This is a genomic window from Desulfoconvexum algidum, assembly GCF_055382125.1.
In genome coordinates, this window is sequence record NZ_AP042394.1 from 242,895 (window position 1) to 264,254 (window position 21,360).

At 48.4% G+C, this 21,360-nt stretch carries 23 protein-coding genes; 17 read left to right on the forward strand and 6 right to left on the reverse strand.

The window, feature by feature from the left end; all coding sequences use genetic code 11:
• Nucleotides 1–17 precede the first annotated feature (17 nt).
• The 8 genes from sucC (at nt 18) to ACZ45G_RS01090 (ending at nt 9,393) form a co-directional block, all read left to right on the forward strand.
• A complete protein-coding gene (sucC, locus tag ACZ45G_RS01055; protein ID WP_464174756.1) occupies nt 18–1,181 on the forward strand; it encodes an ADP-forming succinate--CoA ligase subunit beta in 1,164 nt (387 codons plus the stop codon).
• Between the two features lie 11 nt (nt 1,182–1,192).
• Complete coding sequence (gene sucD / locus ACZ45G_RS01060; RefSeq protein WP_464174757.1) at nt 1,193–2,059, forward strand: succinate--CoA ligase subunit alpha; 867 nt, start codon at nt 1,193–1,195, stop codon at nt 2,057–2,059.
• Nucleotides 2,060–2,080: 21 nt separating this feature from the next.
• Complete coding sequence (locus ACZ45G_RS01065) at nt 2,081–3,019, forward strand: fumarate reductase cytochrome b subunit (RefSeq protein WP_464174758.1); 939 nt, start codon at nt 2,081–2,083, stop codon at nt 3,017–3,019.
• 25 nt (nt 3,020–3,044) lie between these two features.
• Nucleotides 3,045–5,015, forward strand: coding sequence for a fumarate reductase flavoprotein subunit (locus ACZ45G_RS01070; protein ID WP_464174759.1), 1,971 nt, complete (start codon nt 3,045–3,047; stop codon nt 5,013–5,015).
• Nucleotides 5,015–5,749, forward strand: coding sequence for a fumarate reductase iron-sulfur subunit (locus tag ACZ45G_RS01075; RefSeq protein WP_464174760.1), 735 nt, complete (start codon nt 5,015–5,017; stop codon nt 5,747–5,749). The genes ACZ45G_RS01070 and ACZ45G_RS01075 overlap by 1 nt, the downstream gene beginning before the upstream one ends.
• A gap of 20 nt (nt 5,750–5,769) precedes the next feature.
• Entirely contained in the window at nt 5,770–7,380 is a 1,611-nt protein-coding gene (locus ACZ45G_RS01080) for a fumarate hydratase (protein WP_464174761.1), read from the forward strand.
• A 188-nt stretch (nt 7,381–7,568) separates the two neighbouring features.
• A complete protein-coding gene (locus ACZ45G_RS01085; protein ID WP_464174762.1) occupies nt 7,569–7,880 on the forward strand; it encodes a hypothetical protein in 312 nt (103 codons plus the stop codon).
• Nucleotides 7,881–8,109: 229 nt separating this feature from the next.
• Nucleotides 8,110–9,393, forward strand: coding sequence for an Hsp70 family protein (locus ACZ45G_RS01090; RefSeq protein ID WP_464174763.1), 1,284 nt, complete (start codon nt 8,110–8,112; stop codon nt 9,391–9,393).
• Between the two features lie 14 nt (nt 9,394–9,407).
• On the opposite strand, the gene ACZ45G_RS01095 is transcribed toward ACZ45G_RS01090, so the two are convergent.
• Both ACZ45G_RS01095 and ACZ45G_RS01100 read right to left on the reverse strand, forming a co-directional pair.
• Entirely contained in the window at nt 9,408–10,682 is a 1,275-nt protein-coding gene (locus ACZ45G_RS01095; RefSeq protein ID WP_464174764.1) for a hypothetical protein, read from the reverse strand.
• The gene (locus tag ACZ45G_RS01100) at nt 10,645–11,784 is read right to left on the reverse strand and encodes an SPFH domain-containing protein (RefSeq protein ID WP_464174765.1); all 1,140 of its coding nucleotides are present in this window, start codon (nt 11,782–11,784) and stop codon (nt 10,645–10,647) included. The genes ACZ45G_RS01095 and ACZ45G_RS01100 overlap by 38 nt, the downstream gene beginning before the upstream one ends.
• Nucleotides 11,785–11,991: 207 nt before the next feature.
• Between ACZ45G_RS01100 and fumC the strand changes: the two genes are divergently transcribed.
• From fumC to ACZ45G_RS01125, 5 genes are all read left to right on the forward strand, one after another.
• Nucleotides 11,992–13,386 carry a class II fumarate hydratase gene (gene fumC / locus ACZ45G_RS01105; protein WP_464174766.1) on the forward strand — a complete coding sequence of 465 codons (1,395 nt, stop codon included), beginning with the start codon at nt 11,992–11,994 and terminating at the stop codon, nt 13,384–13,386.
• A 36-nt stretch (nt 13,387–13,422) separates the two neighbouring features.
• Complete coding sequence (locus tag ACZ45G_RS01110; RefSeq protein WP_464174767.1) at nt 13,423–13,635, forward strand: hypothetical protein; 213 nt, start codon at nt 13,423–13,425, stop codon at nt 13,633–13,635.
• A gap of 41 nt (nt 13,636–13,676) precedes the next feature.
• Entirely contained in the window at nt 13,677–14,180 is a 504-nt protein-coding gene (locus tag ACZ45G_RS01115; RefSeq protein WP_464174768.1) for a dihydrofolate reductase family protein, read from the forward strand.
• Nucleotides 14,181–14,487: 307 nt separating this feature from the next.
• Nucleotides 14,488–14,913, forward strand: coding sequence for a hypothetical protein (locus tag ACZ45G_RS01120; protein WP_464174769.1), 426 nt, complete (start codon nt 14,488–14,490; stop codon nt 14,911–14,913).
• Between the two features lie 79 nt (nt 14,914–14,992).
• Nucleotides 14,993–16,336 carry a multiheme c-type cytochrome gene (locus ACZ45G_RS01125; RefSeq protein ID WP_464174770.1) on the forward strand — a complete coding sequence of 448 codons (1,344 nt, stop codon included), beginning with the start codon at nt 14,993–14,995 and terminating at the stop codon, nt 16,334–16,336.
• Here ACZ45G_RS01125 and ACZ45G_RS01130 read toward each other — a convergent pair.
• Complete coding sequence (locus ACZ45G_RS01130; RefSeq protein ID WP_464174771.1) at nt 16,333–16,836, reverse strand: ferritin-like domain-containing protein; 504 nt, start codon at nt 16,834–16,836, stop codon at nt 16,333–16,335. The genes ACZ45G_RS01125 and ACZ45G_RS01130 overlap by 4 nt on opposite strands.
• A gap of 212 nt (nt 16,837–17,048) precedes the next feature.
• Between ACZ45G_RS01130 and ACZ45G_RS01135 the strand changes: the two genes are divergently transcribed.
• Both ACZ45G_RS01135 and ACZ45G_RS01140 read left to right on the forward strand, forming a co-directional pair.
• Nucleotides 17,049–17,609, forward strand: coding sequence for a manganese efflux pump MntP (locus tag ACZ45G_RS01135; protein WP_464174772.1), 561 nt, complete (start codon nt 17,049–17,051; stop codon nt 17,607–17,609).
• Between the two features lie 188 nt (nt 17,610–17,797).
• Nucleotides 17,798–18,778, forward strand: coding sequence for a type I phosphoribosyltransferase (locus ACZ45G_RS01140; protein ID WP_464174774.1), 981 nt, complete (start codon nt 17,798–17,800; stop codon nt 18,776–18,778).
• A 97-nt stretch (nt 18,779–18,875) separates the two neighbouring features.
• Here ACZ45G_RS01140 and metF read toward each other — a convergent pair whose 3' ends face one another.
• The 3 genes from metF to ACZ45G_RS01155 form a co-directional block, all read right to left on the reverse strand.
• Nucleotides 18,876–19,751, reverse strand: a complete 876-nt coding sequence (gene metF, locus ACZ45G_RS01145; RefSeq protein ID WP_464174775.1) for a methylenetetrahydrofolate reductase [NAD(P)H] — start codon at nt 19,749–19,751, stop codon at nt 18,876–18,878.
• A gap of 66 nt (nt 19,752–19,817) precedes the next feature.
• A complete protein-coding gene (locus ACZ45G_RS01150) occupies nt 19,818–20,246 on the reverse strand; it encodes an iron-sulfur cluster assembly scaffold protein (protein WP_464174776.1) in 429 nt (142 codons plus the stop codon).
• Nucleotides 20,246–20,503 (reverse strand): FmdB family zinc ribbon protein, encoded by a 258-nt coding sequence (locus ACZ45G_RS01155; RefSeq protein ID WP_464174777.1) that lies wholly within the window; start codon nt 20,501–20,503, stop codon nt 20,246–20,248. Before ACZ45G_RS01155 ends, ACZ45G_RS01150 begins: the two co-directional genes overlap by 1 nt.
• 277 nt (nt 20,504–20,780) lie before the next feature.
• On the opposite strand from ACZ45G_RS01155, the gene ACZ45G_RS01160 reads away from it, so the two are divergent.
• Together ACZ45G_RS01160 and ACZ45G_RS01165 are read left to right on the forward strand one after the other, a co-directional pair.
• Complete coding sequence (locus tag ACZ45G_RS01160; RefSeq protein ID WP_464174778.1) at nt 20,781–21,125, forward strand: hypothetical protein; 345 nt, start codon at nt 20,781–20,783, stop codon at nt 21,123–21,125.
• Between the two features lie 37 nt (nt 21,126–21,162).
• A complete protein-coding gene (locus tag ACZ45G_RS01165) occupies nt 21,163–21,312 on the forward strand; it encodes a hypothetical protein (protein ID WP_464174779.1) in 150 nt (49 codons plus the stop codon).
• Nucleotides 21,313–21,360: the final 48 nt, after the last annotated feature.

Genomic DNA, 21,360 nt, shown 5'->3' on the forward strand with positions numbered 1-21,360 from the left:
ATCTTAAGGAATGATAGATGAAAATACATGAATATCAGGCAAAGGACTTGTTTCGGCGCTACAATGTTCCGGTACCTGAGGGGCGAGTGGCTTTTTCCGTGGAAGAAGCAAAGAAAATAGCCGGAGAGCTGGGCTCTTTTCCCGTGGTGGTCAAGGCCCAGATACATGCCGGCGGCCGTGGAAAAGGCGGGGGGGTCAAATTGGCCGCTTCTCTGGAGGAGACCGAAATCCTGGCCGGGCAGATTTTGGGCATGACCCTTGTTACCCATCAGACAGGTCCCGAAGGACGGCTGGTGCAAAAATTGCTCGTTGAAGCCGGTCAGAAGATTGAACGGGAGCTTTATTTAAGCCTCCTGGTGGACAGGGCAACCGCATCTGTTGTGATCATGGCCAGCCAGGACGGGGGTATGGATATTGAACAGGTGGCTGAAAAAACCCCTGAAAGAATTATTAAAGTTTATGTGGATCCCCTCATGGGCATCCAGGGATATCAGATCCGGGAAGTTGCCTTCGGCCTGGGGCTGCCCAAAGCTGCCATGCGCTCCTTTGCCGGCCTCTTATCCAATCTTTATAAACTGTTTGTTGCCTATGACAGTTCCATGGTGGAGATCAATCCTTTGATCCTTACCCAGGACAATGCAGTTCTGGCTCTGGATGCCAAGGTGGATTTTGATTCAAATGCCCTGTATCGACACAAGGATCTGCTGGAGCTTCGGGATCTTGATGAGGAAGATCCTTTGGAAGTGGAAGCCTCCAAGTTTAATTTGAACTATATAAATCTGGACGGTAATGTGGGCAATATTGTCAATGGAGCGGGCCTTGCCATGGCCACCATGGACATCATCAAAAATGCCGGGGCCACCCCTGCTAATTTCATGGATGTGGGGGGCGGCGCCAGTTCCGAGCAGGTGGAAAATGCCCTTCGGATCATCCTGGCCGATCCCAAGGTAAAAGCCGTGCTCATCAATATTTTTGGCGGCATTTTAAGGTGCGATATTTTTGCCCAGGGGGTGGTGGATGCTGCCAGGAAAACCGGGATCAATATCCCGGTGGTGGTTCGCATGGAAGGAACAAATGTGGAACAGGGCAAGAAAATTTTGGCCGACGCAGGGCTGGATCTGATCGCTGCTGCCGACCTCGCCGATGCGGCCCAGAAAATAGCCGCTGCGGTTGCTAATTAAAGGAGATAATTGTGAGTATATTTGTAAATAAGGACACACGACTTCTGGTCCAGGGAATCACTGGCAATGAAGGTAGTTTCCATGCCAGACAATGTATTGAATACGGTACAAAGGTGGTGGCCGGGGTGACCCCGGGCAAGGGCGGACAAAAGCTGGACAATGTTCCGGTCTTTAACACCGTGGCCCAGGGCGTACGAGAAACAGGCGCAGACGCGTCCTTGATTCTGGTGCCGCCGCCATTCGGAGCGGATGCCATCATGGAGGCAGCAGATGCCGGTATAAAATTGATTGTTTGTATCACCGAAGGGATTCCCATCCTGGACATGGTGCGTGTCAAAAATTTTCTGGCCACTAAAAATTGCCGGCTTATCGGGCCCAATTGTCCGGGTATTATAACCCCCGACGAGTGCAAAATTGGGATCATGCCCGGCAAAATTCACAAACGAGGCAGTATCGGTGTTGTTTCCAGATCTGGTACCCTTACCTATGAGGTGGTTGACCAGCTGACAAAGCTTGGGATGGGCCAGTCCACCATCATTGGTATCGGCGGAGACCCGGTGAACGGCACCAATTTTATAGATGTATTGTCAGCGTTTCAAGCCGATGACGAAACAAGCGCCATCGTCATGGTCGGTGAAATCGGGGGCAGTGCAGAGGAAGAGGCAGCAGCTTACATTAACGAAAATATGACAAAACCGGTGGTTGGCTTTATCGCAGGCCTGACAGCACCGCCCGGCAGAAGAATGGGGCATGCCGGTGCGATTATTTCAGGGTCCAGCGGTACGGGCGAGGCAAAAATTGCGGCATTCAAAGAAAATGGAATTCATGTCTGCGAAAACCTAGGGCAAATCGGCCGGATTTGTAAAGACGTATTTTAGATAACCTTAAGGAGGTTAAAGTTGGAAAGCTATACGATTGAATCAAACAAAAAAAAGAGCAGAATACCAGCACGGCTGGATTTAGCCCAGAGCGCTTCCGGCCTGATCCTGGGACTGTTCATGTGGGTGCATATGCTCCTTGTGGGCAGTGTTATCCTGGGAAAAGGTTCTTTTAACTTTGTGGCAAAGACCATGGAGTTATCCTTTCTTTCAGACACGGGTCACGGATACCCAATTGCAGTCTTTTTTGCCGTGGTCATGGTTTTTACCCTGTTTATTCTCCACGCATTGCTGGGGGTTCGTAAATTTCCTATTTCCTGGAAGCAGCATCGGATCATGAGGGACCAGATGGTTATGATGAACCACACCGATACCAACCTTTGGTATATTCAGGTGGTCACCGGTTTTCTCATGTTTTTTCTGGGCTCGGTTCATCTGTACGTCATGCTGACCCATCCGGGAAGCATTGATCCCTATCTGTCCGCAGACCGGGTGGTTTCCAGCAATATGTGGTTTTTATATCTGATTTTGCTCATTTGTGTGGAACTTCACGGTACCATCGGTATCTACCGGTTGTGCATGAAATGGGGCTGGTTTGCAGGAAAAGACGCCCGGGCATCCCGGAAAAAAATGAAAGTATTGAAAAACAGACTCACCATTTTCTTTTTGTCCATTGGTGTGCTGTCCCTGCTTGTGTTTGTTGTGATTGGTATCAACCATAGAGATCAAGTGGGTGAACGCTATGGAACCCATGCGGTTGCCGTTGAACAGTTTCAGGCAGAAGAAGTAGCTGCCCCGGCCGTTGAAGAGATCCATCCTGCTGTTGAAGAGGAGCATCCTGCGGTTGAAGAAACTCACTCGGTAGTCGAAGAGGCCCACCCGGCGGTTGAAGAACATCCGGTGGCAGAAGAGGCCCATCCGGTCGATACGGCCCATGACGGCGAGAAACCAGCGGAATAAACACATTAAGAAAAGGAAATTTTTTATGAAAGTCATATATACGGATTCACTTATTATCGGTGGCGGCCTGGCGGGCTTAAGAGTTGCCATTGCTGCCAAGCAAAGGGGGTATGAGTCGATCATTCTCTCTTTGATTCCCGCCAAACGGTCCCATTCCGCCGCTGCCCAGGGGGGAATGCAGGCAAGCCTTGGGGCCTGTGTCAAAGGGGAAGGGGATGATGAAGATGTCCATTTTGGAGACACGGTAAAGGGAAGCGACTGGGGATGTGACCAGGATGTTGCCCGGATGTTTGTTAATACGGCCCCCAAAGCCATTCGTCAGCTTGCCACTTGGGGAGTACCCTGGTCCAGGGTTCAGGGGGGGGACAGGGATGTTGTCATCAATGGTGCAAAAGTAACCATCACGGAAAAGCATGAAGCCCAGGGGCTGATCACTGCCAGGGATTTTGGTGGTACCAAAAAATGGCGGACCTGTTTTACCTCGGATGGAACCGGGCATACCATGCTCTATGCCATGGACAATAAGGCCATCCAGATGGAAATCCCGGTCCATGAAAGAAAAGAAGCCATTGCCCTGATCCATGAAGACGGGGTCTGCAATGGTGCCATCGTCAGAGATCTGATCACAGGAGAGCTCATTGCCTATGTGGCCAAGGCCACCACCATTGCCACCGGCGGATACGGTCGGCTTTATGCGGTTACCACCAATTCGGTGATTTCAGAAGGGATTGGAACCGCCATTGCCCTTGAAACAGGCATTGCCACTCTCGGGAACATGGAAGCGGTTCAGTTTCACCCCACCGCCATTGTGCCGGTTGGGATTTTGACGACGGAAGGGTGCCGGGGTGACGGCGGGCTGCTGCTGGACAAGGACGGCTATAGGTTCATGCCCGACTATGAGCCGGACAAAAAAGAACTGGCATCTAGGGACGTTGTTTCCCGCCGCATGACCGAGCATATGAGAAAGGGAAAAGGGGTATCTTCCCGTTACGGAGATCACCTGTGGCTGGACATCACCCTTTTGGGCCGCAAACACATTGAAAAGAACCTGAGGGAAGTCAAAGAAATTTGTGAATATTTTCTGGGCATAGATCCGGTGAAAGAATATATTCCGGTGCGACCCACCCAGCATTATTCCATGGGTGGTGTCAGAACAAAGCCAACCGGTGAAAGCCCGACTTTAAAGGGCTTGTTTTCAGCAGGGGAATCGGCCTGCTGGGATATGCACGGGTTTAACCGCCTGGGGGGAAACTCCGTGGCGGAAACCGTTGTGGCCGGCATGATCGTGGGGGAATATGTGGCGGACCATTGTGCTGCCAATCCCCTGAAGATCTCCACCTCCACCATTGAGTATTTCATGAAAAAGGAAGAAAAGAAAATTACGGATCTGCTGGTCAGAGATTATGGAGAAAATCCCTTTGAGCTGAAGGCTGAAATGCAGAAAATCATGATGGATGACGTGGGCATTTTTAGAAATGCTGAAGATCTGGCCAAGGCGGTTGAAGAGCTCAAAGTGCTGAACCAGCGGGCAAAAAACATAGCACTTCGCAACAGGATTTCCTCTTCTAACCCGGAATTGGTGGAAGCCATCCGGGTGCCCAAGATGATCAAACTTGCCCAGTGTGTCGCCTACGGCGCCCTGCTTCGGACCGAAAGCCGGGGGGCCCATGCCAGGGAGGATTATCCCGAAAGAAATGATAGGGACTGGTTAAAGCGAACCCTTACCACCTGGACAGATGATGCAGCCGATCTGCCTGAAGTCTCCTATGAACACCTGGATGTCATGCGAATGGAAATGCCTCCGGGATCTCGTGGTTATGGGGTGGACAATACAGTTCACCATCCGGACACAGAAAAACGGGTGGCCCAGGTTGAAGAGATCAAAAAGGCCAACCCAACTGCAGACCGGCATGAAATGCAGGAGCTTCTCAATCCATTAACTATTCCAGAAAAATTTAAAGGTAAAAATGAGCGTATCGGCAGGGGGTATAAATAATGAGTGATCAGGCAAGAATATTAAAGTTTCAGATATTTCGGTACAATCCCTTAAAGCCGGGGGACAAGCCCCGCATGGTGACCTATGAAGTCACGGAAGCCCCGGGGATGACCATTTTTATCGCATTGAATGATATCCGGGAAAATCAGGACCCCTCCCTGCAATTTGATTTTGTCTGCCGGGCCGGTATCTGCGGTTCCTGCGGCATGGTGGTCAACGGCAAACCCGATCTGGCCTGCCGGACCCTGACCTCAAAATTCCCGGACGGTGAAATCAAACTTTTGCCCCTGCCTGGATTTGAGCTCATAGGCGATCTGTCCGTGAACACGGGCAAATTCATGCGGGCCATGAGCGAGCGGGTGGAGTCCTGGATCCATGACATCAATGCCGATGAAGTCAATTATGATAAATTGGAAGAGCGTATGGATCCTGAGGTGGCAGATCAGATATATGAACTGGAGCGGTGTGTGGAATGCGGCTGCTGTGTTTCTGCCTGTGCTACCAAACGGATGCGCCCGGATTTCCTTTCTGCTGTCGGTTTCATGAGACTTGCCCGGTATTCCCTGGACCCCCGGGATAAACGGACAGATGAAGAATTTTATGAAATCATAGGGGATGATGACGGGGTGTTCGGTTGCATGACCTTGCTGGGGTGCGAAGATTATTGCCCTAAAGATTTGCCCCATCAGACCCAGATTGCTTACCTGAGACGCAAAATGGCCCAGGTGAGATAAACGCATTATAAGGATATAAAATGACGGATTTTAAATATGAAACAATGTTTCCCCTGGGACCCGACACAACCGAGTACCGGTTGGTTAGCAAAGAGCATGTAAGGGTCAGGGAGTTTGAGGGAAACGAGGTGCTCATGGTGGAGCCACAGGCTCTGAATATATTGGCGGAACAAGCCTTCAAGGATGTGGCCCATCTCTACAGATCAGAACACCTTGAAAAAGTGAAGGGCATCATTGAGGACCCGGAATCCAGTGACAATGACCGGTATGTGGCTCTGGAATTGTTAAAAAATGCAGTGATTGCAGCCCAGAAAGTATACCCCATGTGTCAAGATACGGGTACGGCCATTATCATGGGAAAGAAGGGACAGCAGGTCTGGACCTGGTCCGATGATGACGAAGAATTGTCCCGTGGTGTCTTTGAGGCCTATACTAAAAATTATCTTCGGTATTCCCAGAATGCGGCGCTTACCATGTACAAGGAGATGAACACACGAACAAACCTTCCAGCCCAGATTGAGATTGCAGCGGTGCAGGGAGATGAGTATAAATTTTTGTTCGTGGCAAAGGGGGGGGGATCTGCCAATAAAACCGCTCTTTTCCAGATGACAAAGGCAACCCTCAATTCCGAGGAGATTTTGATTGATTTCATGCTGGAAAAAATGCGAGGCCTTGGCACGGCTGCCTGCCCGCCCTACTATATCGCCTTTGTTATTGGCGGCACTTCGGCGGAGCTGAACCTGAAAGCTGTCAAACTTGCCTCGGCCCGTTACCTGGATACCCTTCCCAGGTCAGGGAGTGAGACCGGCCACGCCTTTCGGGATATCGACCTGGAGGAGAAGGTGTTGCTCCGTTCCCAGGGCTTGGGTCTTGGCGCCCAATTCGGTGGCAAGCATTTTGCCTTGGCCATCCGGGTGATCCGGCTGCCAAGACACGGTGCCTCCTGTCCCATCGGGATTGGGGTCTCCTGCTCTGCAGATCGCCAGATCAAGGGAAAGATTACGCGAAAAGGGGTTTTCCTGGAACAATTGGAAGAGAACCCTGACCGATACCTGCCGAAAACAGAACCTGAGATGGCCCCGGCTGTTGAAATTGATTTGAATAAGCCCATGGACGAAATCCGGGCACAATTGTCAAAATATCCGGTTTCCACACGGCTCTCTTTGACCGGGAAGATTATTGTGGCAAGGGATATTGCCCATTCCAAGTTCATGGAAGGATTTGAGGCGGGCAAAGGTCTTCCCGATTATATTAAAAACCATATTATTTATTATGCAGGACCTGCCAAAACACCCGAGGGCGAAGCCTCCGGGGCATTTGGTCCCACCACAGCGGGACGTATGGACCCCTATGTGCCGGTTTTTCAAAAGGAAGGCGGTTCCATGATCATGTTGGCCAAGGGAAACCGCAGCCAGCAGGTGACCGATTCCTGTAAGGCCCATGGCGGATTCTACCTGGGATCTCCCGGGGGACCTGCAGCACGTCTGGGCAAAGATTTTATCAAAAAGGTCGAACTGGTTGAATATGAAGAATTGGGAATGGAAGCTGTTTATATGATTACGGTTGAAAATTTCCCCGCCTTTATCATTGTGGACGATAAGGGCAATGATTTTTATGCAGACCTTTTGTAAAAAAAGATAGCCGTAAAAACCCCGGACAAGAAACTTTTCCGGGGTTTTTATGATGCTATTATTCAAACAATAGACATTATTGTTTGAATATGTTATAGTTTGATCCATAATCAATTATGATATGCGGATCGGGGCGGCTGAGGTAAAAACCCGGGGACGGATATCGTGTGTTTTAGGAGAAAAATATAATGAAAAAAAAAATAGCTGCTATTCTGGTAATTTTCTGTTTTTTGGGGATGCCCCTCATGGCAGATGAGATCAGGTTGAACAATGGAGAGCTTGTGACGGGCAATATCGTGGCACTGGGTGAAAAGAACATTCGAATGGCCACGGTGTCTGGAGAAATTTTTATTCCCAGAAACGAGATCGACGCTGCATTCCTGGGATGTAAAACCCGTTCCTCGCATCCCAAGGAGAACAAGGCCGTTGAAATATACCATAAAGACCGGGCAATAGCCCCTGATCAGGGCGCCATGGGAGGGGACTTCTTGGAAGAATAAAGCGCGCTTGATTATTAAATAGAGAAAAGACTCTTTCAAACATGATACCATGAATAACACAAAAAAAAACAAAACCGTGACCATAAACTTGGATTGTGACAAGGCCATGGATATTTTTCTTTACAAATCTCTGGTTTTCATATACTTTTGTCCGTTTTAAATTAATGAGCCTCATTCGAGTCTCGCCTTAGACAAGAGGGTATGTTTTTATACCAGGGAGGAATCTATCATGTCAGCCATTTTTGGTATTGATTTTGGAACATCCAATTCAGCCTTATCCGTGAATATGGACGGCAAGGTCAGTCTGTTGGATGTGGACAGAGAGAATCCCATATCCAATTCTTTAAAATCAATCCTTTATTTTTTAAAAGAGGATGGCCAGACACGCTCATATGTCGGATATGAAGGGGTAAAGGCCTATATTGAGAATGAAGCCGATGGCCGGTATATGCAATCTATCAAAACCTTCTTGCCTGACACTGCCTTTGAACGAACAAATATTTACGGCAAATCCTATACCCTTGAGCAATTGATTGCAATATTCCTTAAGGTCATGAAACAACGGGGCCAGGAGATCATCAAACAGGAGGTCTCGGATCTGGTTCTGGGGCGGCCGGTTATTTTTTCAGAGGACAGGGAAAGGGATGAAATTGCCCAGGATCGTCTGACCCGGGCAGCCCAAATCGCCGGGTTTAAGAATATCTCCTTTCAACTGGAACCCATTGCCGCAGCATTGGCCTATGAAAATAGCCTTGAAGCCGGAACAGAACAGATCGTCCTGGTGGGGGATTTTGGGGCCGGCAGCTCAGATTTTACCATTTATAAAGCGGGGAACAATCAAGGCCAAGCGGCAAGGGAACGGGATATCCTTTCGGTGGGGGGTGTTTATATCGGCGGTGATGTATTTGACTCTGCGATCATGCGGGAAAAAGTGGCCATCCATTATGGGAAAAACGTAGAGGCGAAATCCATGTGGAGCGAGAACCTTTTCGGACTGTCCCCCCTTGTTATCCGGAAGCTGATGCAATGGCATCTTATCCCACAGCTCCGGTTGCCCAGAACATTGGACAATATTAAAGAACTAAAGGTCAGAGCAAAATTCCGGGACAAAAAATTATTGGAAAATCTGGAAAATTTGATTCATGCCAATTACGGATACCTGTTGTTTCGTTCCATTGAACGGACAAAATGTGAGTTGTCCGAGAAGAAACAATCCCATATTTCTTTTAAAGAGTATGATATCTGTATTGACGAATTGCTGTCCCGGGAGGAATTTGAATCTTTTATCAGCGATAAAGTTGCCTCCCTCAATGCCTGTATCGATTCTACCCTGGCCAAAGCCGCCCTGTCCTGCTCCGATATTGATGTGGTTTTTTTAACCGGCGGGTCTTCCTATATTCCTTTGATCCGGGAAATATTTGAAACCAGGATCGGAAAGGATAAAATTCGGAGTGCCGATGCCTTTACCAGTGTTGCCTATGGCCTGGGACTCCAGGGGAATTTAATGGGGTGATGTCCCACTCTTTCTCAAAGATTGCCGGACAGCGCCAGGATATTTTTGTTAATGGCCATATTAAGATCGGGGTTGACATACTCATGGTGGCGGGGTTCAAAGGGGAGAAAAACAAGACAGATCTCTTTGGGCACAACCGTTGCCTTGGAAAGATCGGGTAAATGATCTTTTAAGGGCCGTACCAGGGAGGCCAGAATGATTTTTATACTTTGGATGGCTTCCCCTGAGGGCAGGGTGATGGGCAGATGAATATTTTTTCTGAGCGTTTTTTCAAGGGGGGGATCCGGCTGGGAAATGGCCAACTGGGTGCTGAGTCTCAGGAAAACTTTCGGCTGTAATTTAAATGCAGGTGCCCAAAAACATAAGGCCTGATTTTCCCATTCAGGCTGAATGGCTTTGGGAAGATTTCCCATGCAAACCAGGTCTGCATATGTTTTCATGGAAATGGGGGGGATGTCCGCCTTTATTTTCCAGAAAGGGATCATGACATCATCGGGTTGTTTGGGTTTTGCACTTGTGTATTTAACTTTTCCAAGTTTGTTGCCCCTTGTTCTCCAAAGGGTATGGCAATTTTTACAGACCAGCACAAGGGAATTAAAATGCCCTTCAAGGTCCCAACCGCAGTCGGGGCAAATTCCTGAAACAAAAACCGTTTCTCGTTCCGGGCGGCACAGATTTTGGTCGGCCATATTCATATCCCCGGGTAAAATTGTCTGGATCGGGGTGTTCAGGATGCCGTCAAACAGTCGGTTTTTATGAATATAAAAAGGGGAATAGATCAGGCTTGTGGTTTCGCCGATATCTTCCTGGAAAACAGGGGACACGTTTTTTTTGAGGGATCGGCCTGGTTTGTCCAGGGTCTTGAGAGTTGTTTTGAATTCCACGGGTCGGATAAATTTGCCTCGGGTCTTATTTGAGACCAGTCTTAGGGAAAGTGCCTGGGACCTGAACCCAAGGGAACGAGGAATTTGGGGTGGCCCTTCTTCCATTGCCAGGGCAGAAATGTCCAAAAATCGGTGTTCTACCCCGGACGAGCAACAGGCATACCGAATCCCTTTGAATCGCCAATAGGGCAGGTAAATGATGTCATAGTTCGTCGGAATATCAGGGGAGGGGGAAAAGTAATACCGGGCGAATCCCTTTTGGGCGATACAGGACCGCACCCGACAAAAATCGCACACAAAAAAAAGGGTCTCTTCCCCAATAATGATGGGTGCCCCGCACTGGGGGCATTGATGTTCAATCGTGAAACTAATGCTTTTCTCCGCACTGGTTGCAAAAAAGTGCATCCCCCAGGTCTTTTGCCCCGCATTTGGCACAGAACCGGGGTTTTATTTTTTCCTGGACTGCCTTGCCGCACCGGGGACAGAATTGGGTCCCCACTGTAATGTTTTTCCCGCAGCTTTGGCATTTTTCAAAAATCACCTGCTGGTGGCCGCATTGGGGGCAAAAATTGGCATCCATCGGTATCGTGTTTTTGCATTCACAACAATGGGTTGTACTGGGGGGAGAGGCGGTATTTCCCCCTTGGCTTGACAATTGCTGGGCAAACATGCCCGGCAGCATTACCCCAAGCCCCATTCCCATGCCGGCCTGGGCCCCGTTTCCGGCAATGGAGTCAGACCCCTCGGCAATTTTTTCCATGGCCATGGCGGTCTTCATTTGCATGAGCTTGTTCATGTCGTCAAAGACTGCCATGCGGCTTTTGTCGTCAATGGCCTGCTGGACCTCCGGGGGAGGCGTAATGGCGTTGATATAAAGTCCGGTCAGGGCCATGCCAAACCGTGAAAAGTCTTCTTGTATTTTTTCGGCGAGACCCTTTGCCAGTTCATCGTATTGGGCGGGTAAATCAAAGATGGTGGAGATTTTTTCACCGATATAATCATTGAATCTGGAAACCACCACCTGGTTGAGATATTCACTGATCTCTTCAGTGGTATACACCCCCTGGGTACCCACCAGACGGTTGACAAAGAGCACGGGTTGGACGATTTTCAGGTTAAAGATGCCGAATGCCCGCAGTCTTACCAACCCTAGTTGCGTATCCTTGAATGCCACGGGATCCCGGGTGCCCCATTTTAAATTGGTAAAGGTTTTGAAATTGGTAAAATAGACCTCTGCCCTCAGGGGGCTTTTAAATCCCCAGGGAAGGCTGGCCAATTTGGTCAAAATAGGGATGTTGGCTGTCTTCAGGGTGTGGCGGCCCGGACCAAAGGCCCCCACGGCCTTGCCGTTATAGAAGAAAACAGCTGCCTGGCTTTCCCTCACCGTTAATTGGGCACCAAATTTTATGTCGGCGGACCCCTGTTCCGGGAGCCTATGAACCAGCTCCCGACCGCTTTCGTCAAACCATTCGAGAAATTCTAGAAACACAAGGTTGTGGGCTCCCATTGGAAATCTCCTTTTTTAAATCAGATTAAACCGTTTAAATTAATGGTGCCCATTCATAACAAATCTCATGGATTTGTGTAAAGTAATTTTCAAGGCTTGCTTTTTGACCTATCGGCAATTATTCTGCTATAATAAAAAGATAAGATATGATGTTGTAAAAGGTAGGGGAAAGAATTTGATGGATTTTCAGGGTACAAGGTGCTTTTGATGGAAACACGAATTGAGATAGATACCATGGGAGAGATCCTTGTTCCCAAAGATTGCCTGTGGGGTGCCCAGACCCAGCGGTCCCTGGAGAACTTTAAAATCGGAGAAGAAACCATGCCCACAGGTCTTATCCAGGCATTTGGCGTTTTAAAAAAAGCCAGTGCCATGGCCAATGCATCCTTTAATCTGCTTTCCAGGGAAAAGGAAGCATGGATCTGTCAGGTTTGCGATACCATCATACAAGGCAAACTCAACGAGCAGTTTCCCCTGAAGGTGTGGCAGACAGGATCCGGTACCCAGACCAACATGAATGTCAACGAGGTCATTGCCAATAAGATTCATGTATTGTCTGGTGGGAAATTGGGGCATGGCCCCTTCCTGGTCCACCCCAACGATGATGTGAATAGATCCCAGTCTTCCAACGATGCCTTTCCCACCGCTATGCATATTGCCGGCTGCGAGCTGTTAATAGATCACACATTGCCAGGCCTGGAACGGTTGTGCCAGGGGCTTGCTGAAAAAAGCCATGCCTGGGAAGCGATTGTGAAGACCGGTAGGACCCATTTTATGGATGCCGTTCCCCTGACCCTTGGCCAGGAGTTCTCCGGTTATGCCGCCATGGTGGCCTATGGCATTCAAAATTTGAAAGCCGGACTGACCCCTCTGTTTGAGCTTGCTTTGGGGGGAACGGCAGTGGGCACCGGGTTGAACAGCCCTAAAGGCTTTGACCTAAGGGTGGCCGGGATCATCGCAGAGCTGACCGGGTATCCCTTTGTGACGGCACCCAATAAATTTGCTGCCCTGGCAGCCCACGACGCACTTGTGGCGTCCCACGGGGCCTTGAAAACCCTGGCGGTTAGTTTGATGAAAATTGCCAATGACATTCGTATGCTGGGATCAGGCCCTCGGTGCGGTATTGGAGAACTGATTCTGCCGGCCAATGAACCGGGTTCCTCCATCATGCCGGGCAAGGTCAACCCCACCCAGACAGAGGCCATGACCATGGTCTGCGCCCAGGTCATGGGCAATGATGTGACCATCACTGTCAGCGGGGCTTCGGGCCATTTTGAATTGAATGTTTTCAAACCGGTGATCATCCACACCTATTTGCAGTCGGCACGGTTACTGGGAGATGCTGCCGTCTCCTTTTATGAAAATTGTGTTAAGGGGCTTTTACCGAATCGCCAGGTGATTGACGCTCATCTGTCCCGATCATTGATGCTGGTGACGGCGTTAAACACCGTAATCGGGTATGATAAGGCGGCCATGATAGCCAAAAAAGCCCATGGAGAGGGGGTTACCTTGAAGCAGGCCGCTCATGAACTGGGATTTGTGGCCCAGGAAAAATTTGACGAGTTGGTGGATCCTAGTAAGATGATTGGTCCCATGGAATAAGGTTGGAGAAAAATAGTGATAGAGGGAGGAAAAAAAATGAACCACGCGGTTACCCTGTTTAAAGCATATCCATTTAAGGAAGGCCAGAAAATACGGATTGAAGATTCCCCGCGATCCGGGGACTGGGAAGTCATAAAGGTGACCGATCATAAGGTCACCCTGCGCTGTCCCATTTCAAAAAAGGAGATGGTCTGGAGCCGATTCTGCTATATGGCCGAGGAAAAGCAGATGTCATGGCCCCAGGTTTAGCCAGGCCAGACACTATTCTCTCAAACAAAAGGAAGGCGCATATGGAAGTAATATTGCTCATGGCCATGACCCTGGATGGGAAAATTGCAAGGGATTCCCTTCAATTGGTGGATTGGACAGGAAAGGCAGACAAACAATATTTTGTCCGGGTGACCCGGGAGGCCGGGGTTGTCATCATGGGATCCAAAACATTTGATACCATTGGCAAGCCCCTGCCAGGCCGGAAAAATATTGTGATGACCCGGAATCCTGACCGGAAAAGTCAGGATGAAAATCTGGTGTTTACAGATCAGTCGCCGATACAAATTCTAAATTCCTTAGGGGAAGAGGGGTTTGAACGAGCGGCCCTGATCGGCGGTGCCATTATCAACTCTTTGTTTGCCAGGGAGAACCTGATTACCCAGATCCATGTGACCCTGATACCGGCATTGTTTGGCAGGGGGCTTTCCTTGTTCAGGGAGGCTTTGGATATTAAACTGGAACTTTTGGAAAACCGTGAAATTGATAAGGGCCATCTGCTGCTGGTATACCGGGTGATCCAATGATACAAAAGCGGATACAAAAGAGGGCACAAAAGAAAAAAAATTTTCTGGTCCGGCTGCTTGAGTGGATCGCAAAGGGAAATAAAAAAGCAGCTCAAAATGGGGAGTTGTGCAAGTCTTGAATCAAGAAAAAATAAGGGGTCAGTCTGATTCCTGTGGTAGAAAGTAAAATGAAATATTTCTTGAATCTTCTTGTAAAAAATATATACTCGCCTGTGAAAATACCGGGCGCTTCAAGGCAGAGGGAACCCTGGAAATCAAGAATTTTTTTAATAGCGGTTTTTAACAAAACAGGCAATAGGCGATAGATATGAGCACAGATGTAAAAGGATTGCTGCAAAAGATTAATTTTGTCGAAGCAGACATGGAACTGCACAAACAGATTCTCTTTTCCATTCCATCGGAGAATAAGGCTGAGATGGAAAAGGTGGTGAATACCATTGCCGATCTCAAAAAACAAATCAGTGATCTGAGAGATCAAATAAAAGAGACTGATGAAGATGAATACAATAAAATTATTGCCATTGAACAGGCAGCAGAAAAGTTCCGGCATATCTCCAAGGATAAAAAATTTGTCCAGGTCAATACTCTGAACGAAGACCGCCAGTGTTTTATCACCTTTAATGACGGCACCAGGCAAGATTGTCTTGTGGCGGCAAAGGAAGAAAACGGGAATTGGACGGTTTTGACCCTTGAGGGCGAAACCAAAGAATTCCTCGGCAGCCTGATCCAATAATTCTGGCCTGACCCTTTTAAAAGGGAGGCCCGACAAAGACAGAACCCCATGTGAATTGTTAAAAAAAAGGAGAAACGCCTTGGAAAAAAAACGATGTTTTCTTGCCCCGGGACTGATCCTCCTGGCAGCGGGTATTTTGTTCTCGGCCGTCCCTGTGACCGCCGCTCCGGCTAAAAAATTTGATCTGGACCGGTTTATTGAGCCTGACACCTGTGGCGGCTGTCATTGGGAAATCCAGGAGCAGTGGACCCATTCCATGCATAACCTTTCCCACAAGGACCCTGTATACAACCGGGTGGCCAAATTTTTGCGCCAGGGACTCACCCGGGCCGGGGAAATTCAAGAAGCCGAGTCCTGTGTTAAATGTCACACCCCGGTGGGCGTGATCACGGGATTTCCTGGAAAACTTTCCGATGACCTGTCCAAGACCCCTGGGATTGCCACCGAGGGCATCCAATGCGATTATTGCCATTCTGTCGTGGATACCACTCGGATGTACAACAATGGACTGGTCCTGGAACCCGGTCATGGTGAAGATGATCCGGGGGTGAAACAGGGTCCCTTTGATGATTGTGAACCCGATTTCCACGAGGCTGCTTTTTCTAAACTTCACACGAGTTCTGCGATTTGCGGCACCTGCCACAATGTAAAGCATGTGGCATTTGGGACAGATCTTGAAACCACCTATACGGAATGGGAAAGTAGCCCTTATAATGATCCGGATCCGGAAAAAAGCGTCACCTGCCAGGGGTGTCATATGTACCAGCGCCCCGGAATACCAGCCACAGGTTCCACGGACCGGCCAAAAAATCCCGGTTCTTCCACCGAGGACAGCGTGGAAAGGTCCCATATTTTTACCCATTATTTTGTGGGGGCCAATACCGGTGTGACCGGAGAGTTCGGCGGCAAGGACAAACAGGCGCTGGCAGTGGAGCGACTCCAGAATGCTGCTCAAATTTGCCTTAACACAGAGAAACTGGCCAAGAAACAATTGGATGTGGAGGTGACCAATTCCGGTGCTGGCCATTCAATTCCAACGGGGGTGGGGGATCTGCGGCAGGTATGGCTTGAAATCAGTATCCAGGATGCAGACCAGAAGGTCGTTTTTCAATCCGGTTTTCTGGATAAAAAAAATGAATTGTCCGAAGGTGCCATTATTTTCAGAACCGTCTTCGGGGACGGCAAGGGCAATCCCGTGGTGAATCTGGCAAAGGCAAAACAAGTCCTTTCTGACAACAGGATTTTGGCCAAACAAACGGTGACCCAAACCATTGCCCTTGATTTTGTGCCTGGGAAAAAGTCAGTCATAACGGCCCGGCTTCTCTACCGGGGAATGCCCCAGAAAATTTTAAATCTGATTCCGGGCACCCCCCTTGGGCCTTTGCCCGTGGTAGAGATGGCAAAGGTTTCGCAAAAAATTTAAAAGGGCCAAAAACTGTTATCTTCCCAAACTCTGGCCATGAGTGACTCCTGGATCTCCATAAGCTTTTTAAGATGGGTTTTTTCCCAGACCGACAGCCAATTGTATAGTTTTTTTTCTTCCGGATCTGTGGTTTCCTGGGCCCGCTGGGCATATAAAGTCACCGCCTTTTCTTCAAATCCAATGGCTGCAGTAATGGCGGTTGATTCAAAACCGGCCGCATTGATATTCTTTTTTACGGCATCGCTGAGGATATCCGGTGCTGTTACCGCACCGGCAACATTTCCAAACCCGCTGGCTATGAATTTTCCGGTTTTCATAAAGGCTTTGAATTGTTCCTCAAGGATATCCATGTGTTCTTGCTCCTCTTGGGCCAGAGACTGGAAAAACGCTTTTACATCTTTGTTTTCCGCCTGGGCCTGGGCTGTTTCGTAAAGGGCTTTGCCCTGACGTTCCATGAGAAAGGCGCTTTTTAATATGTTCAGTGTGTTTGATTCGTCCATGGGCATATCTCCTTTGGGTGTGGTGGTAATGGTAAATAAAAAAAGGGTAAATAAAAAAAGAGTACATCATGTTTGTTCTCATTTCAAGCAGACCCGGAGAGAATATAAAAAAAATGTCGTGGGGATTTATCCAATTGCAATATAAAGGCAAGTTTTATAGGGTGGCGTTAAATTTTAAATAGATTTCAAATAGGGGAATAAAAAAATATACCATGGGAACCCTTGATATTATCGTGATTGCAGTGGGCCTGGCAATGGATGCCGCAGCCGTTTCCCTTGCGGCTGCGGCATCCGGGTTTGCAAAAGACGGCCGGGCTATTTTCCGGCTGGCATTTCATTTCGGGTTGTTTCAATTTATCATGCCGGTGATTGGCTGGTTTCTGGGGGTGGGGTTTGTCTCCTATCTCAAGGCCTTTGATCACTGGATTGCCTTTGGCCTGCTCGTGTTTGTGGGGGGGCGTATGATTCTTTCCGGCATGGACAGTTCGGAAAATCCCCTCAAAAATGATCCCTCCCGGGGCATGACCATGGTGATGCTCAGTATTGCCACCAGCATTGATGCCCTGGCCATTGGCTTAAGCCTTGCCATGCTGGAGGTTAATATCTGGTATCCTAGCGTGATAATCGGCATCATTACCGGGTGTCTGTCTCTTCTGGCCATCGGCATTGGAAAGCGACTGGGCGTTTTGTTTGGCAAACGCATGGAAATAGTCGGGGGTTTGATTCTGATTTTTATCGGGTCAAGAATAGTGTTCCTTGAATTTTTTGCATGAGTTCCAAGGCCATTTTCTGTTTCCCTTGACATTGTGGGTTACCCGAATTAAAAGAACCGAAGTCCGGGGCAGATTATTCCCTTTCAAGAGGGAATATATCTTAGAACCACAGGGAGTTGAGATGATCTGCCACGGTCCTTAGAGGCGGCATAGGCCGGATGATAATCAACAAAGGGAGACCCCATATATTGGAAAAAATAGATGTTTCATCGGACTGCGGTCTGTATCGCATGACCACAGGAAAAAATATAGAAGAAATTATTGCCACCACCCCTGAAACAAGATCCATTTCAAATAACCCCAGGGTGATGGGGCTGGAGTATACCCATCGCCTCCAAAAGGCCTGTACAAAGATTCTCCGGCAGCTTGCCCTTAACGATTTAACCTGCCTTGAAGAAAATCAAACCATTGTTTTTGATATTTTGAGGGGGGGGCTGAACTTTGGTCTCAGGGAAGCCCTTGGCAATGCCTTTGGCTGGAACCGGCATGGGTGCTCTTTTATCTCGGCCCAGCGAGCGCGCAATGATGAGTCTCCGGAGCAATGGCACATTGTCGAAACGGAGTATTCCAAGGTCTATATGCCCAAAACCGCCAGCATTGTCATTGGAGATGTTGTGGCAACGGGTACAAGTCTTGAACATGCCATGAAAGCCCTGGTGGCCGAGGCGCAAAAACAGGGAACAAATTTGAGGTCTGTTGTTTTCTTTACCTTTGGCGGTCCCAGGGCCGGGGAAATTCTTGGGAAGATGGACGCCATGTGTCGGGAAAGGTTTTCCGGTTATGAACGGACAACCTTGGTTTATCTGGAAGGGTGTTTTACGGTTCCCGTGCTTGAAACAAAAATCTCAATCAAGATAACCGGGACAGATCTACTCCGCCTCAATGCGGTAATGGCACCGGAGTTTATCGCTTCCCAATATGAAGACCCCTGTTATCCTATTCAGCGGTGTGCCATTTATGATGCCGGTTCAAGAGCATTCTGGCCCCCGGAATATATACAGGATCTGGATGACTATTGGTCAAAGGTTAAAGCACTTGCAAACCAGGGCGTCACCTATGACGCCCTGCTCAAGGAAAGATATCCCGGGCTTGATCCGGCACCATTTGGGTCTGTGGACCTGGGGAAGGTTTGCGATGATCAACTGGCCTGGATAAAAAAGATGCTATAAATACTATCTGACAAATGGAACCGCAAATGGGGACCGCAAATTTTATAAGCTGAACGAAATAGCGCTTATTTCATCTGCGGTCCTTTGCCAATAATATCTATAAAAGACCTTCCAGTTTCAATCGGCGAATGATTTCCCGGGTGGAGTGGCTTCGATTCATGGTGTAGAAATGAAGTCCGGATACCCCTTTTTCCAAAAGCTCCAGGCACTGGTCCAGGGCAAAATTAATTCCTAGGTCTAACACTGCAGCCTTGTCTTCCCCATCAATGGTGTCCATCTTTTGTCCAAGCACCTCGGGGATTTTAGTGCCGCATATTTTTGACAGGGCCCGGGTCATTTTTAGGGTATATACCGGCATGATCCCGGGGATGATCGGCACATCAATACCCGCTTTCCGGCATTGTTTTTCATAGTTGAAAAAATAAGCATTGTCATAAAAATATTGGGCCACCACATACTGGGCACCAGCGTCGACCTTGAGTTTGAGATATTCAATATCTCGTTCAAGGCTTTGGGCTTCTACATGGCCCTCCGGGTATCCAGCACAACCCAGGTTGAAATCGTAGTGATCCCGTATAAATGAAATCAGGTCCGAGGCATGGGCGAAGCTTTTTGGGTGGGGAATAAAATCGGTTTTTTGGGGTTTATCACCCCGGAGTACGAAAATAGTTTCAACGCCCTGGGCCTGATATTGGTCCAATACCTTGCAGATTTCATCCGGGCTGAGCCCATATCCTGCAATATAGGCAACACAGGGCAGCATTTTTTCTTTGATGATGGTGTTGATTGTCTGGGCGGAGCCGTCCCGGGTGGATCCGCCTGCACCAAAGGTAACAGACAGATAATCCGGATTCAAGGGGGCCAGGGTATCGATTGTTTTATTGAAGCTTTCGGCGGTTTTGTCATCCCGAAAGGGGAAGAACTCCATTGAAATAACGGGACGTTTCTTCTTGTACAGTTCTGCAACACGCATGGGTTTATTTTCCTTATCTGATCAAAAATTTAAGTTTAAGGGGGTATTTAAGTATCACCGCTTTATCTATTTATGGTTATTCATATAATCGGTAACGGCATCCTGAATAGTCAGGGCAGCCAGAGATGCGCAATGCTGATCCGCTTCAGGCAGCTGGCCAATGAGTCCGATAACATCTTCACCTGTGATATCTGACAGCTCCTCTGGGGATTTGCCCAGGGAAAGTTCAACGGCAAAGGACGCGCTGACACTGCTCGACCCACACCCGTCGGTGGCGTAGCTGCCTTGTTTGACCCGGTCATTTTCAAATTTAAAAAAAATTTCCATGGTATCACCGCAGGTGCCCTTAACACGCCCATGGGCATCTGGGTTTTCCATTCTTCCGGCAAACTGTGGGTTGCGCCATCGATCAAATCCCTTTTCTCCCAATGCTTCCCGGGCCTCATCAAATATTTCTTCCTGTAAATTATCGAGGAATTGGTCCAGATCATTCATCAGTCCATATTCCTCCCACAGCAACTTCCCGGGCCGGCACAATTGGATGCCTGGCCTGGGGATGAGCCGCAACAGGCCGTATCACCCAGTCCCGGCATGGTGTTTTTGACGGGTCCCGAGGCAGATGCATGTGCAGATACTAGCTTTTCTAAGTTTTGGCTGTTGCAAAAACCACAGATCGGGGTGTCTTTATTCCCAAGCAAGATGATTTCACTGATTTTGTTGCAGTCTTTACAATGGTATTCAAAAATAGGCATGGCCTTTCCTTTCACCGATATATTTTGTTTGTTTCCAAGGATTCTTATCCAGTTAACAATCTAAAACAGCAAAGCCCATGCCAAATCAGCAGAATAAATGAAATATATTTATTTTGTTTAAATTTCAATTGTTTATGTCAATATCTTGAATTTGTCACGGGATTTAAGGATTGATTGGAAACAAAGGGTCGGAAAATCAAGACAGGTTAGGTTGCAGTGTTGCTTCTGTGCCAAAACAAAGCGTGTTCAGGGGAAACTTCAAAATTAGGAGGCACCCATGAGGCAACACTGCATTTTCCTGACGTTATTCATCTTTTACCTGGGCCTGGCACAGCCGTCTGTTGCTGGCCAGGTGTCAAACCAGGCCCCAAGGGACCATGGACAGAAAACAGACCGCCTCGGTCGGGGTAGCAGTCTTGAAGAACAGATCCTCCTCAAGATCTACCAACTATTCTATGCCGAGGGGCAGGAGGTTCGGGAAAAGGATGAAACGTGGCTCAAGGCCTTTTTGTTTGATCTGGATGAGATCGACAAAAAGCGCGGGTATGACGGTGACCCGGAGACGCTTCTGATGTGCAGGGCAGAAATTTATTTCCAGCAAGGCTTCAAAAGAATTTGTTAAGGCGGAAAAGGAAGCCATTGATGAAAAACTTAAAGACATGGACCGATACTATGAAGTATTCAAGAAAATCGAACAGAGTCCGGAATCTTATTTTAATCTGAGTTCTGTGCTGGAACTGGCCAAGGCCATGGGAATTCCCTCTCTCTTTGCTCTGGTGGTTGCCCTGCTTTCCATGTCTTCAACCTGAGCTTGCGGGTTACCTAAGAAGTGTTGCAAGGCAGGTGCATCTTGACTT

Bases quoted from the DNA above. Each gene is read 5' to 3' on its own strand.
- ACZ45G_RS01160 (WP_464174778.1), top strand. From the start codon at position 20,781: ATGAGGCAACACTGCATTTTCCTGACGTTATTCATCTTTTACCTGGGC.
- ACZ45G_RS01085 (WP_464174762.1), top strand. From the start codon at position 7,569: ATGAAAAAAAAAATAGCTGCTATTCTGGTAATTTTCTGTTTTTTGGGG.
- ACZ45G_RS01135 (WP_464174772.1), top strand. From the start codon at position 17,049: ATGGGAACCCTTGATATTATCGTGATTGCAGTGGGCCTGGCAATGGAT.
- ACZ45G_RS01130 (WP_464174771.1), bottom strand. From the start codon at position 16,836: ATGGACGAATCAAACACACTGAACATATTAAAAAGCGCCTTTCTCATG.
- ACZ45G_RS01080 (WP_464174761.1), top strand. From the start codon at position 5,770: ATGACGGATTTTAAATATGAAACAATGTTTCCCCTGGGACCCGACACA.
- metF (WP_464174775.1), bottom strand. From the start codon at position 19,751: ATGCGTGTTGCAGAACTGTACAAGAAGAAACGTCCCGTTATTTCAATG.
- ACZ45G_RS01110 (WP_464174767.1), top strand. From the start codon at position 13,423: ATGAACCACGCGGTTACCCTGTTTAAAGCATATCCATTTAAGGAAGGC.
- ACZ45G_RS01165 (WP_464174779.1), top strand. From the start codon at position 21,163: ATGGACCGATACTATGAAGTATTCAAGAAAATCGAACAGAGTCCGGAA.
- ACZ45G_RS01100 (WP_464174765.1), bottom strand. From the start codon at position 11,784: ATGGGAGCCCACAACCTTGTGTTTCTAGAATTTCTCGAATGGTTTGAC.
- ACZ45G_RS01155 (WP_464174777.1), bottom strand. From the start codon at position 20,503: ATGCCTATTTTTGAATACCATTGTAAAGACTGCAACAAAATCAGTGAA.
- ACZ45G_RS01095 (WP_464174764.1), bottom strand. From the start codon at position 10,682: ATGCACTTTTTTGCAACCAGTGCGGAGAAAAGCATTAGTTTCACGATT.
- ACZ45G_RS01115 (WP_464174768.1), top strand. From the start codon at position 13,677: ATGGAAGTAATATTGCTCATGGCCATGACCCTGGATGGGAAAATTGCA.
- fumC (WP_464174766.1), top strand. From the start codon at position 11,992: ATGGAAACACGAATTGAGATAGATACCATGGGAGAGATCCTTGTTCCC.
- ACZ45G_RS01090 (WP_464174763.1), top strand. From the start codon at position 8,110: ATGTCAGCCATTTTTGGTATTGATTTTGGAACATCCAATTCAGCCTTA.
- ACZ45G_RS01075 (WP_464174760.1), top strand. From the start codon at position 5,015: ATGAGTGATCAGGCAAGAATATTAAAGTTTCAGATATTTCGGTACAAT.
- ACZ45G_RS01070 (WP_464174759.1), top strand. From the start codon at position 3,045: ATGAAAGTCATATATACGGATTCACTTATTATCGGTGGCGGCCTGGCG.
- ACZ45G_RS01120 (WP_464174769.1), top strand. From the start codon at position 14,488: ATGAGCACAGATGTAAAAGGATTGCTGCAAAAGATTAATTTTGTCGAA.
- sucC (WP_464174756.1), top strand. From the start codon at position 18: ATGAAAATACATGAATATCAGGCAAAGGACTTGTTTCGGCGCTACAAT.
- ACZ45G_RS01150 (WP_464174776.1), bottom strand. From the start codon at position 20,246: ATGAATGATCTGGACCAATTCCTCGATAATTTACAGGAAGAAATATTT.